At 38.9% G+C, this 11,180-nt stretch carries 14 protein-coding genes, 1 pseudogene and 1 riboswitch; of the genes and pseudogenes, 1 reads left to right on the top strand and 14 read right to left on the bottom strand.

All coding sequences use genetic code 11. The features are described 5' to 3' along the window. The 14 genes and pseudogenes from QM450_RS10210 to QM450_RS10275 all read right to left on the bottom strand — a co-directional run. Positions 1-86, bottom strand: a pseudogene (locus QM450_RS10210) (IS5/IS1182 family transposase); the annotation flags it as partial. A 137-nt stretch (positions 87-223) separates the two neighbouring features. Next, positions 224-439 (bottom strand): hypothetical protein, encoded by a 216-nt coding sequence (locus QM450_RS10215; protein WP_001140700.1) that lies wholly within the window; start codon positions 437-439, stop codon positions 224-226. Positions 440-544: 105 nt separating this feature from the next. Beyond that, positions 545-1,441, bottom strand: coding sequence for an SPFH domain-containing protein (locus QM450_RS10220; RefSeq protein ID WP_000243418.1), 897 nt, complete (start codon positions 1,439-1,441; stop codon positions 545-547). An 82-nt stretch (positions 1,442-1,523) separates the two neighbouring features. Next, positions 1,524-2,774 (bottom strand): threonine ammonia-lyase IlvA, encoded by a 1,251-nt coding sequence (ilvA, locus tag QM450_RS10225; protein WP_414320528.1) that lies wholly within the window; start codon positions 2,772-2,774, stop codon positions 1,524-1,526. An 80-nt stretch (positions 2,775-2,854) separates the two neighbouring features. Next, positions 2,855-3,877: a ketol-acid reductoisomerase gene (gene ilvC / locus QM450_RS10230; RefSeq protein ID WP_414320529.1), complete on the bottom strand. Its 1,023-nt coding sequence runs from the start codon at positions 3,875-3,877 to the stop codon at positions 2,855-2,857. A 65-nt stretch (positions 3,878-3,942) separates the two neighbouring features. After that, positions 3,943-4,419, bottom strand: a complete 477-nt coding sequence (gene ilvN, locus QM450_RS10235; RefSeq protein ID WP_001253809.1) for an acetolactate synthase small subunit — start codon at positions 4,417-4,419, stop codon at positions 3,943-3,945. Then, on the bottom strand, positions 4,412-6,112 hold the full coding sequence (locus QM450_RS10240) for an acetolactate synthase large subunit (RefSeq protein ID WP_248034654.1): 1,701 nt from the start codon (positions 6,110-6,112) through the stop codon (positions 4,412-4,414). Before QM450_RS10240 ends, ilvN begins: the two co-directional genes overlap by 8 nt. Positions 6,113-6,324: 212 nt before the next feature. Then, complete coding sequence (rplA, locus tag QM450_RS10245) at positions 6,325-7,014, bottom strand: 50S ribosomal protein L1 (protein ID WP_414320530.1); 690 nt, start codon at positions 7,012-7,014, stop codon at positions 6,325-6,327. Positions 7,015-7,110: 96 nt separating this feature from the next. Beyond that, on the bottom strand, positions 7,111-7,536 hold the full coding sequence (gene rplK, locus QM450_RS10250; protein ID WP_001085808.1) for a 50S ribosomal protein L11: 426 nt from the start codon (positions 7,534-7,536) through the stop codon (positions 7,111-7,113). 193 nt (positions 7,537-7,729) lie between these two features. Then, positions 7,730-8,212, bottom strand: coding sequence for a GNAT family N-acetyltransferase (locus QM450_RS10255; protein WP_414320533.1), 483 nt, complete (start codon positions 8,210-8,212; stop codon positions 7,730-7,732). Next, a complete protein-coding gene (locus QM450_RS10260; RefSeq protein ID WP_414320531.1) occupies positions 8,187-8,606 on the bottom strand; it encodes a chromosome partitioning protein ParB in 420 nt (139 codons plus the stop codon). The genes QM450_RS10255 and QM450_RS10260 overlap by 26 nt, the downstream gene beginning before the upstream one ends. A gap of 27 nt (positions 8,607-8,633) precedes the next feature. Further along, a complete protein-coding gene (locus QM450_RS10265) occupies positions 8,634-9,284 on the bottom strand; it encodes a phosphatase PAP2 family protein (RefSeq protein WP_373114927.1) in 651 nt (216 codons plus the stop codon). Continuing rightward, positions 9,274-9,837 carry an ECF transporter S component gene (locus QM450_RS10270; protein ID WP_000185852.1) on the bottom strand — a complete coding sequence of 188 codons (564 nt, stop codon included), beginning with the start codon at positions 9,835-9,837 and terminating at the stop codon, positions 9,274-9,276. Before QM450_RS10270 ends, QM450_RS10265 begins: the two co-directional genes overlap by 11 nt. Before the next feature lie 158 nt (positions 9,838-9,995). After that, positions 9,996-10,230: riboswitch (FMN riboswitch) on the bottom strand. Positions 10,231-10,285: 55 nt separating this feature from the next. Further along, entirely contained in the window at positions 10,286-10,789 is a 504-nt protein-coding gene (locus QM450_RS10275) for a tRNA (cytidine(34)-2'-O)-methyltransferase (RefSeq protein WP_414320532.1), read from the bottom strand. A 307-nt stretch (positions 10,790-11,096) separates the two neighbouring features. Between QM450_RS10275 and QM450_RS10280 the strand changes: the two genes are divergently transcribed. Continuing rightward, the coding region (locus tag QM450_RS10280; protein ID WP_414320534.1) for a helix-turn-helix domain-containing protein at positions 11,097-11,180 on the top strand (84 nt) is incomplete at its 3' end.

Here is an 11,180-nt window from a genome sequence, read left to right on the forward strand (position 1 = left end):
AACATCTCTTCAAAAGTAGTGCGCTGAACACCAACAAGGCGCTTAAAGCGTGCATCAGTTAATAGTTTACTTGATTCATAATTCATAGTTTTATTGTATCATATTTTTATTTCGCAGGAAGTCTATTCTAACAAATAGATTTGTTGAGCAGGTCATAGCATGGCTATTTCTCCATTCCATAAATAAAAGCAGACCCTAATTAGAGTCTGCTTGTATCCAAAGATTAATCTTCAAATTTTTCATGATTTTTTTCATAGAAATCAATTAATCCAAGGGCTGTTTCAAAGGAAATATTTTTAACTTTTGCACGTCCTTGAGCTAGAGCAATGATAGACATTTCACGTGCATTCGTTTCTTTAGAAATACGATAACCAGTGATCTTCTTATCACGAACCCAGCTAACAACTGATTCTACTTTTTCAAAGTTAGTCTTAGCCATGTTTTTCTCCTATTTTATTCTTTACGATATTTAATTGTATACGTTTTTATGGCATTTGTCAATAAAAAAACATATATCCAATCAAATAAGACGTTAAGATTTAGTTTACTTGGCTTTTAAAGCCGATAATATATGGGTTCGTATATCTTCAACTCCGTTAGGATTTGCTGGTAAGAAAATTGTATTATTACCTTGTTTTTCTGCAAAATTATTCAATGTATCTAAATACTGGTTAGTTAACAAGATTGACATGATTTGCTCTTCAGTTAATTCAACATTGGCTCCTTTTAACTCTTTAATAGAATCAGCAAGTCCATCAACAATTGCTTTTCGTTGCTCTGCGATCCCCACACCATGTAAGCGATCCTTTTCTGCCTCTGCTTCGGCCGCTGTTACGATCTTAATTTTATCTGCTTCGGCCAATTCTTGTGCTGCTACTCTCTTACGTTGAGCAGCATTGATTTCATTCATCGATTGCTTGACTTCCGCATCCGGCTCTACTTTGGTAATGAGCGTTTTGACGATAATGTACCCATACGTTGACATTTCTTCCGCTACTTGTTTTTGAACTTCTAATGCAATTTCATCCTTTTTCTCAAACAATTCATCCAAAGTTAACTTAGGAACTGATGAGCGCAATGCGTCTTCAATATAAGATTTGATTTGAGCCTCAGGTCTCATTAGTTTATAGTAAGCATCTGTAACATTTTGCTCATTTACTCGGTACTGTGTTGCAACATTCATCGTCACAAATACGTTATCTTGAGTCTTGGTTTCCACAACGATTTCACTTTGCAAGAGACGCAGTTGTACACGAGCTGCAATTTTATCAATCCCAAATGGTGCTCTTAGGTGAATACCACTATTGCTCAATTTTTGATACTTACCAAATCGTTCAATGATAGCTACTGATTGTTGTCGAACAACATAGATTGAGCTCATTAATATAGCTCCTACAATAAGCATTAGAATAATTAGAACAAGTATAACTTTTAAAACCATGGGAATCTCCCCCTTTCTTCACTTACATTATAGCACTAGTAAATAGGTTAGGCAAATAATATGATAAAAATTTCATAGCATATTAAACAAGCATATTATATAGGGTCTCATTCCCATTCAAGTTAATATAAGACGGGTCAAATTTTTCCATTCGATGAATCAATCCCGCATAATCATGTTTATCAGCAAGTGCAATCCCTATTAGTACTGGACCAGTTCCCTTGCTAGCTCGTTTGATATATTCAAAACGAGTAATATCATCATGAGGTCCTAAGATATCATTTACAAACTCTCGAAGTGCTCCCGGACGTTGTGGGAAATTCACTACAAAGTAATGCTTGATACCATCATAAATCAAGGCACGCTCTTCCATCTCTGGCATACGGTTGATGTCATTATTCCCTCCAGAAATGATACAACAAATGGTCTTGCCTTTAATATAATCGGATAATACTTCTAGAGCTGCAACACTAGCAGCACCCGCAGGTTCTGCTACGATACCTTGTTTAGAGTAGAGATCAATTAAGGTCTCAGAAATCAAGCCTTCATCTACACCGATAAGAGTTTCTACATGTTTGCGTGTTGCTTCATAGGTCAACTGCCCTACCTTTTGCACGGCAATTCCATCCGCAAACTTATCAATTTCTTTAAGTTTAACCGGTCCTCCAGTTTCAAAGGCAGCCTTCATCGAACGAGCACCTTCAGCCTCTACTCCAATGACCTCAATCTGAGGATTTGTCTCTTTAATATAAGTAGAAACACCTGAAATGAGACCTCCGCCTCCAACAGGTACCAAGACAGTATCAAATTCAATAGATTCTTTACGAGCTTCTTCTAAAATTTCATAGGCTACCGTACCCTGACCAGCTTGAACATAGGGATCATCAAAGGGATCAATAAAAGTACGATTTTCAGCTACGGTAAAGTCTTGAGCAGCCTTGGCTGAAGCATCAAAAGTATCCCCTACTAATTTAATGGTTACAAAATCTCCTCCAAAGAAACGAACCTGACCAATTTTCTGTTGAGGTGTCGTAATTGGCATAAAGATTGTTGCAGGAATCTTCATCTCATTACATGTGTAGGCAACTCCTTGAGCGTGATTTCCCGCTGAAGCACACACTACACCACGTTCACGTTCCTCTTTTGTCAATTGGGAAATTGCGTAATAAGCCCCACGAATTTTAAAAGAACGGACACGTTGAGCATTTTCCTTTTTAAGATAAATTTTCGCTCCGTATTTTTCGGATAAATAATGATCGTAGTCAAGTGGCGTATTGGCTACTACACCACTCAAAACCTTGTGGGCTTTCACCACATCTTTTGCACTTAGCATAATCTCCTCCTCGATGAGTTTTCAAGATAAAAAACGAGTTAGGTTCCCCCCAACTCGCCTTCTGTTTATATTCTTAAAAATTAGTTGTAGATCTTGAATGCATCATCGTCGTTTTTACCGACAAATGGCATTGCTTTACGCAATTCTGCACCAACTTTTTCAATTTCAAGGTTAGCTGCTTGTTCACGGTAGGCAGTCAATTTTGGACGTCCAGCTTTGTAGTCGTTTACAAAGTCGTTGGCGAATTTACCATTTTGGATGTCCGCAAGAACTGCTTTCATGTTTTCTTTGACTTGTTCAGTGATTACACGTGGACCTGAAACATAGTCACCATATTCAGCAGTGTTTGAAATTGATTGACGCATTTTCTTGAATCCACCTTCGTAGATCAAGTCAACGATCAATTTCATTTCGTGAAGAACTTCAAAGTAAGCCAATTCTGGAGCATAACCAGCTTCTGTCAAGACTTCAAAACCAGCTTCGATAAGGGCAGTCAAACCACCACAAAGTACTGCTTGTTCACCAAACAAATCTTCTTCAGTTTCTTCTTTGTAAGTTGTTTCAAGAAGACCTACACGAGCTGCACCAACACCTTTACACCAGTCCATAGCGATGTCTTTAGCATTTCCTGTTGCATCTTGGTAGACAGCGTAAAGCGCTGGAACACCAAATCCTTCTTCGTAAGTACGACGTACCAAGTGTCCTGGTCCTTTAGGAGCACACATAAAGACATCAACATCTGCAGGAACTTTGATGAATTCGAAGTGGATGTTGAAACCATGTGCAAAACCAACAGCATTTCCAGCTTCCAAGTTTGGAGCAATTTCTGTTTCGTACAATTCTTGTTGGATTTCGTCTGGAGCCAAGATCATGATAACATCAGCCAACTTAGTTGCTTCTGCTACTGTGTATGTATCAAAACCATCTTCTTTTGCTTTGTCAAAAGATTTACCTGAGCGTACACCGATGATCACATCACGACCTGAATCACGCAAGTTTTGAGCGTGAGCATGACCTTGTGAACCATAACCGATAACGGCGATTTTTTTACCGTCAAGTGCTGCTACTTTTACATCTTTTTCGTATTCCATTTGAACTGCCATAGTTTTTTCTCTCTTTTCTATTTTTATTGCCTATTAGGCTAGTTTAACAAATTGAGGTTGGATTTTTAGTCGCGGGTAAATCCAGTTGCACCCGTACGAGCGATATTCTTAATACCATATGGTCGAATCACTCGAATTAAGGCTTCACTCTTTTCTGCATTCCCAGTCATCTGAATGGTAATGGAACTTGGAGCTACATCGACTACTGTTGCACGGAAAGGCTGGATAATAGCCAAAATTTCTGCACGTTTTTCAGCAGGAGCTGAAACCTTTATAAGAATCACTTCTCGTTCTAAGTGGGGTTGATCCGTGATATCACGAATGCGAATCACATCAATCTGACGATTAAGTTGTTTGATGATTTGCTCCACTTCATCATGTGAGGCAACATCAATGATAATGGTAATTCGTGATACATTAGGATTTTCCGTTGCGCCAACAGAAATGCTTTCGATATTGACTTGACGTCTCGATAAGACTCCTGTGAAGCGATTGAGAACACCTGAACGGTTTTGAAGTTTGGCTGTTAACATTCTACGCATTAAACTTCACCCCCAACATCTCATGATTACTCTTACCAGCTGGTACCATCGGTAAAACATGTTCTTTACGAGAAATGTCTACTTCAATAAACATTGGTACATCTTCCATTATGACTTCCAAATCCTTCTCAAGAGTTTCAGGATTATCGAACTTATAATTCTTAATTCCATAGGCTTGAGCCATCAATTGAAAGTCTGGCAAGGTTTCAAATACCGACTCTGAAGTTCGACCATCATAGAAGGCTTCTTGCCACTGGCGAACCATTCCAAGTGAGTGGTTGTTAAGCATGATGACCTTGATTGGAATCTTGTAAATGTTTAAGATTGCTAATTCCTGATTGGTCATCTGGAATCCACCATCTCCGACAAAGAGAACAACTTCTTTATCTGGATTGGCAATCTTAGCACCAATAGCTGCAGGAACTCCGAAGCCCATGGTTCCTAGACCACCTGATGTTACCAATTGACGCTCGTTTTGGTAAGGATAGTATTGAGCCGTCCACATTTGGTGTTGCCCAACGTCTGTTACAACAATAGCATCACCCTTGGTCAACTCACCGATGCGTTCAATAACTGCTTGGGGTTGTACAACTCGTTCTTTCTTATCATATGAACGAACACGATTCTTATCTTTTGTAACTTTTTCAATCCACTTTTCAGTATTGTTACGAACAATTGGCTCAGCTAGCAACTGCTGCAAGGCCTTTTTCGCATCACCAACAACCGGAATATCAACTGCGATAATCTTACCAATTTCTGCAGGATCGATATCTATATGCGCTACTTTTGCATTTTTAGCAAAAGTCTTAGGATTTCCTGTCAAACGGTCATCAAAACGACAACCAATAGAAATCATAAAATCAGCCTCAGTCATTGCGATATTAGCTGCAAAGGAACCGTGCATTCCACCCATTCCCAAAAATAGTGGATGGCTAGTTGCAATTGTTCCCTGTCCCAAAAGACTGGTAACAACAGGAATTTGATAACGCTCTGCAAATTCATTTAACTCTGCTGCAGCCTCAGCGTAACTAATTCCACCCCCAGCTAGCAAGACTGGTTTTTTAGCCTTAGACAATTGCTTCAAGATTTTCTTGATCTGCATATCATTTGGCTCAAGTGTTGGCTGATAACTTGGTAAATCTATCTCTGGAGAGTAAATAAAGTCTGTCTCAAGCGCAGAAACATCTTTTGGTAGGTCAATGACGACTGGCCCTGGACGACCTGTAGTCGCAATATGCACAGCTTCCGTAATAATCCGTGGAATATCCGCAGTTTCTCGAACCTGATAATTATACTTAGTGATTGGCATGGTGATACCAACGATATCAGCTTCTTGAAAAGCATCTTTCCCAATTCCAGCACGTGCTACTTGGCCAGTAAAGACTAAAAGGGGAACACTATCGCTCATAGCATCTGCGATCCCTGTAATGGCATTTGTAGCTCCTGGTCCGCTTGTGACGACTGCAACACCCAGTTTTCCTGTTGACTTAGCATAACCTTCAGCTTCGTGAAGACAGCCCTGCTCATGGCGACCTAGAATATGGCGGATTCCCTTAAAATTATAAATAGCATCATATAAAGGAAGTACCGCTCCACCAGGATAACCAAAAATCGTATCGATTCCTAAGTCACGAAGTGTTTCCAAAACAAGATCCGATCCCGACTTAGGTGAGTCTAAAATGATTTTCTCCATCGTTCCCCTTTCTCTTCTCTTAAAAATAGCTTGTTACTATGATACCATTTTTTCAAAAATTTTCAAGGGAAAAGAGCAAATTTTCTGAATTTTCTATCTAGATACTTTACAATATCAAATAGATTAGAAAGTTTATACGTATTTTTATTTTTTTAATAGAAAAAAGGTTGAGACAAACTTGTCTTCAACCTTTTATGTTCAATCATTACTAATTAAAGTGAGTTAACGTCAACCTTGATACCAACACCTTGAGTAGTTGTGATTGTCAAGCTCGTTACGTAAGTTCCTTTAGCAGTAGCTGGTTTAGCTTTTTGGATTGTTTCGTTGAATGCTTTGAAGTTTTCAACCAACTTGTCAGCTTCAAATGAAACTTTACCGATGATGGCTTGTACGATACCTGCACGGTCTGCACGGTAAGTGATTTTACCACCTTTAGACTCTTCAACTGCTTTAGCAACATCCATTGTTACAGTACCAGTTTTAGGGTTTGGCATCAAGTTACGTGGTCCAAGGACACGTCCAAGACGTCCAACAAGAGCCATCATATCAGGTGTAGCGATAACTACGTCGAAGTCCAACCAACCGTCGCTGATTTTAGCAACAAGGTCATCTTCACCAACGAAGTCTGCACCAGCAGCTTTAGCTTCTTCAGCTTTTGCACCACGTGCAAATACAAGAACGCGAGCTGTTTTACCAGTACCGTTTGGCAATACCATTGCTCCACGGATTTGTTGGTCAGCTTTTTTAACGTCGATGTTCAAGTTGTAAGCAACTTCTACAGTTGCGTCAAATTTTGCGAAGTTAGTTTCTTTTGCAAGAGCTACAGCTTCTTCTACGCTGTATGCTTTTGTGCTGTCGATCTTCTCAAGAGCAGCACGAAGTTGTTTGCTTTTTTTAGCCATTTTCTATTCTCCTTGTAAGTGGTTCAATCGATTTTCATCTCCCACGTCACTTCTCGAAATGATGAAGTCTTGCGGGTTATATAGGGATGTTATTGATTAGTCAACAACAGTGAATCCCATAGAACGAGCAGTACCTTCGATCATACGCATTGCAGACTCAATGTTTGCAGCGTTCAAATCTGGCATCTTAGTTTCTGCAATTTCTTGTACTTGCGCACGAGTAACTGTAGCAACTTTAGTTTTGTTAGGTGTACCTGATCCTTTTTCAACACCTGCAGCTTTTTTCAAAAGAACAGCAGCTGGTGGTGTTTTTGTAACGAAAGTAAATGATTTGTCTTCGTATACTGAGATAACAACTGGAATGATCATACCAGCTTGATCAGCAGTACGAGCGTTGAACTCTTTTGTGAATCCCATGATGTTGATACCAGCTTGACCAAGAGCAGGTCCAACCGGTGGAGCTGGTGTAGCTTTACCAGCAGGGATTTGCAATTTTACAAGTTTTTCGACTTTTTTAGCCATTTTTAAATCCTCCTTTGTGGTTTTGGCGGTAATTTAGAGATTTTTACCTCCCACAAGTATGCTTTACACATACCCATCTATTATACACTATTTTTTAAAAAATGCAAGAGAAATTTTTATTTTTGATATTTCTTTCTGTTACAATTTTTTGGTGAAATCAATCTTTAGAATCTTCTATCACGATGGAATGAATTCATTCAATCAAAGTCAGTACAAAACTCACTCCATTTTCAGTAGTACCACTTTCCACAAATCCAAGAGACTCAAAACATCTTCTAGAAATCCGATTGAAAGTGTAGATTTCTTGAACTTTCAATTGTTTCCAACCCTTTTGACGAGCTAGATCAATCAAAGCCTTCAAAACCTTGCGTCCAAGTCCCTGATGTTGATAAGTTGGATTGCCAATCACAATAGGAAGATTCTCCTGAGATAAGGTGACATCCCCAATTGGAAGCCACTCTCCCTTTTCTCGAAACTCAATCCAGAACAAATCCCCGTGTCTTTCTAAATAGGAATACATGGCATTTAATTTTTCCGGACTATAAGATATTCTAATACCGTCTACAAGTTCCACCAAATCCACATCTTGATACCAGGCCAAAGCTGCATCATGATGATCTGCTAAAAAATAGGGAACTAGACGCAAGGAATCATCTATCTGAATGATTTTTGTCATCATTTTCTAATCCTAATACTAGCTCCGCTGCTTGATTAAACCCATCACACCAGTTATACCATTTTGCTTCATACTCATCTTGAGGTAAGATATGATCTTTTAAGTCCAGAACAGAGTATATCTTTCTTTTCTCACAAGCTTGCGCATAGAGATGATAGAGTTCATCACCTCCATCTCTATCCCACTCAGCAGAAATCGTATTCTGGCCTATCAATAAAGCCTGATAAGCCCTGTGATGCCCGTCTGTAATCAACAAATAATCTCCAAATGTAAGAACACTGATTGGATTAAGATTGTGCTTTTCTACCGATTGATAAAACATCTGGATATCTTGTAATTTCTTTTCTGATAAGTATAGTTGACTCGGATGAAGATCTTTTATGTTGACTTCCATTTCTTCCTCCTCAAGAGATTTTGATACTCACTTCTGCTTGCCTTTAAATCGCCATTGGAAGCGGAGCTTGTCATAGAAGGGAAACTCCATAAACAAAACTCCTAGGCCTACACAAAGGCTGGCAATCACATCTGACGGGTAGTGAACTCCCAGATAAATTCTTGATACCAATACACTGACGATGTATAAACTTAGCAAGATTTGAACGATTTTTCTCCAGACTGTATTTTTAATCCGTTGGCTCAAAATCACAATCAAAGTTCCAACCATAATCGTTACTGCCAGAGAATGTCCGCTTGGAAAAGAAAAACCTTTTTCTTCTACCAAGTGTAAAATTTCTGGCCGTGGTCTTTGGTAGATATTTTTAAAAGTTACGATTAAGATTCCAGCTAAAGTCAAATTCCCCAGCATGAGATAACTTTCCATCTTCCATTGCTTACGATAAAATATAAAAGCTACAATTAAAACCCAGCTAATAATGACTGGGATATCAATTAAGTGCGTAATTGCCCGAAAAAGAAGCGTTAAGGTCTCAGGCAAATCACCTCTAATGGCAGTCTGAATTGGCTGATCAAAACCGACCAGCATTTCTGGATAAAATTTGACAATATAGCCAATAATCATAAAAAGTAAAAGGGCAAAAGAGCCCTTCATCATAAATGTTTGTTTATCTTTCATAGTATTTTAAAGTTGGTTTCAAAAGGACAAACAACAACCAGAAAGAGATGGCAAAGATAATACCTTCAATCAGATTAAAAGGCAAAACCATAGTCATCAGGTAGTTGCTCAATCCTAAGATTTTCTCAATATCAAAATTAGCAAACTTAGCGTACAAAGGAACAGCATAAACATAGTTTAGAACTAGCATAGCTAGAGTCAAACCAAGCGTACCAGCTAGTGAAGCTAGGACGAAACGCATGGTTGTTCGCTCTTTTTTCCAAATCAAACCAAAAGCAAGTACAAAGACTCCCAAGGCAACAATATTCATCGGTAAACCAATATAGGTACTAACCCCTTGATTGTTCAGAAGGATTTTCAACAAGGAACGAAGGAATAGTACCCCAAAAGCTGCTGGTAAATCCAAGACTACCAAGCCCACAAGGACCGGTAAAATACTGAACTCAATCCTCAAAAAGGATGCCGCAGGTAGAAGCGGAAAGTCAAAGTACATCAACACAAATGAAAGTGCTGATAAAATTGCAATGGTCGAAAGTCGACGTGTGTTTGTCATAACAGGTTCCTCCAATTTTCTATAAAATCAGAAGAAGTTGGAAAGGATTCCTCTATCTATCCTTTATTTTTATATTCCAAAAGTTCCCCCTCACTCTTTTTTTAGCAAGCGGTTGCGATTTACCTATAAAAAATCAATTAGAATAGACAAAGCCATTCTTTCGTCTTCTCCCATCCAGACTATACTGTCGGTTGTGGAATCTCACCACATCAGCTTGCGCTCGCGGACTTATTTTAGAGTAAGGAAATGGAGATTTTTCTTTTAGACTAGGCGACAAGCTGTAGGCATAACTTTTGGTTAGGCAAAGCTTGGCAACAAAGTATAAAAGGAAAAGAACATTTCCGAGTAAAAGTCACCGCCGGTCGGGAATCTCACCCAGCCCTGAAGACCCTTTTATGATAACAAAAAAAACTTGCGCTTGCAAGCTTTTTGTCGGTTGTAACTATTTTTATTTCAACTTATCTGTTTCGTAAGTGTGAACCAGTTCGAGACCCGCAAAGTTTTGTTGACGAAGTGCTTCATAGACAATCATACAAACTGTATTTGAAACATTGAGACTTCGAACATGCTCATCATTCATGGGAATGCGGAGAGCTTTTTCTGGATGCTCACGCATAAATTCCTCAGGCAAGCCCTTATCTTCTCTCCCAAAAAGAAAATAATGATCTCCTTCTGTCGTGAAATCTGCATCTGAATAGACTTTTTCTGCAAACTTGGAAATCAAGTAGAGCTGACCATCCATTTTTTCCATAAAATTAGCCAAACTATCATAAAAATGAATCTCAAGCTTGTCCCAATAATCTAGACCTGCTCGCTTCATCTTACGGTCATCGATAGGAAAGCCCATCGGTTTAATAATATGAAGGGGCGCATTCGTTGCTGCGCAGGTACGAGCAATATTACCCGTATTTTGTGGAATTTGGGGTTCAAATAATACAATGTGATTTGCCATGCCTTGTTTCCTCTCACTAGTGCAAAAAAATAGCCACACTGCCCGGAGTCAAGCTCAGCAAACAGCGTGGTTAAGGCATCGTTAACTTACCTCACAACAGGTTTGAAGTAAATCAGCGAAACTACTGTTTTAGTATATCACTTTCAGCTTGATTGTCAATAGAAATGACTTGATTTTTTCAATTTTTTTACAAACGAAAACTTCTCAAAGTAACTTCCACTTGTCTGACCAAAGTGGAAATTAGTCTAAAACGGATTTTTATGATGGAATTAAGTGTGAGACGTTTGTGATAGAAATGAGGCCTACTATGACCAAACATAAACACCTTACCCTTTCAGACCGTAATGATATCCAATTAGGTTTAGAGCGCGGTGAAACCTTCAAAGCTATC

It is taken from the genome of Streptococcus infantis (genome assembly GCF_047464615.1).
Taxonomy (GTDB): domain Bacteria; phylum Bacillota; class Bacilli; order Lactobacillales; family Streptococcaceae; genus Streptococcus; species Streptococcus infantis_Y.

What these genes read in the sequence shown, in the direction of transcription:
- rplK (WP_001085808.1), bottom strand. Translation starts at nt 7,536, where the DNA reads ATGGCTAAAAAAGTCGAAAAACTTGTAAAATTGCAAATCCCTGCTGGT.
- QM450_RS10255 (WP_414320533.1), bottom strand. Translation starts at nt 8,212, where the DNA reads ATGACAAAAATCATTCAGATAGATGATTCCTTGCGTCTAGTTCCCTAT.
- ilvN (WP_001253809.1), bottom strand. Translation starts at nt 4,419, where the DNA reads ATGCGTAGAATGTTAACAGCCAAACTTCAAAACCGTTCAGGTGTTCTC.
- QM450_RS10270 (WP_000185852.1), bottom strand. Translation starts at nt 9,837, where the DNA reads ATGACAAACACACGTCGACTTTCGACCATTGCAATTTTATCAGCACTT.
- QM450_RS10215 (WP_001140700.1), bottom strand. Translation starts at nt 439, where the DNA reads ATGGCTAAGACTAACTTTGAAAAAGTAGAATCAGTTGTTAGCTGGGTT.
- QM450_RS10275 (WP_414320532.1), bottom strand. Translation starts at nt 10,789, where the DNA reads ATGGCAAATCACATTGTATTATTTGAACCCCAAATTCCACAAAATACG.
- QM450_RS10265 (WP_373114927.1), bottom strand. Translation starts at nt 9,284, where the DNA reads ATGAAAGATAAACAAACATTTATGATGAAGGGCTCTTTTGCCCTTTTA.
- rplA (WP_414320530.1), bottom strand. Translation starts at nt 7,014, where the DNA reads ATGGCTAAAAAAAGCAAACAACTTCGTGCTGCTCTTGAGAAGATCGAC.
- QM450_RS10240 (WP_248034654.1), bottom strand. Translation starts at nt 6,112, where the DNA reads ATGGAGAAAATCATTTTAGACTCACCTAAGTCGGGATCGGATCTTGTT.
- QM450_RS10220 (WP_000243418.1), bottom strand. Translation starts at nt 1,441, where the DNA reads ATGGTTTTAAAAGTTATACTTGTTCTAATTATTCTAATGCTTATTGTA.
- QM450_RS10260 (WP_414320531.1), bottom strand. Translation starts at nt 8,606, where the DNA reads ATGGAAGTCAACATAAAAGATCTTCATCCGAGTCAACTATACTTATCA.
- ilvA (WP_414320528.1), bottom strand. Translation starts at nt 2,774, where the DNA reads ATGCTAAGTGCAAAAGATGTGGTGAAAGCCCACAAGGTTTTGAGTGGT.
- ilvC (WP_414320529.1), bottom strand. Translation starts at nt 3,877, where the DNA reads ATGGCAGTTCAAATGGAATACGAAAAAGATGTAAAAGTAGCAGCACTT.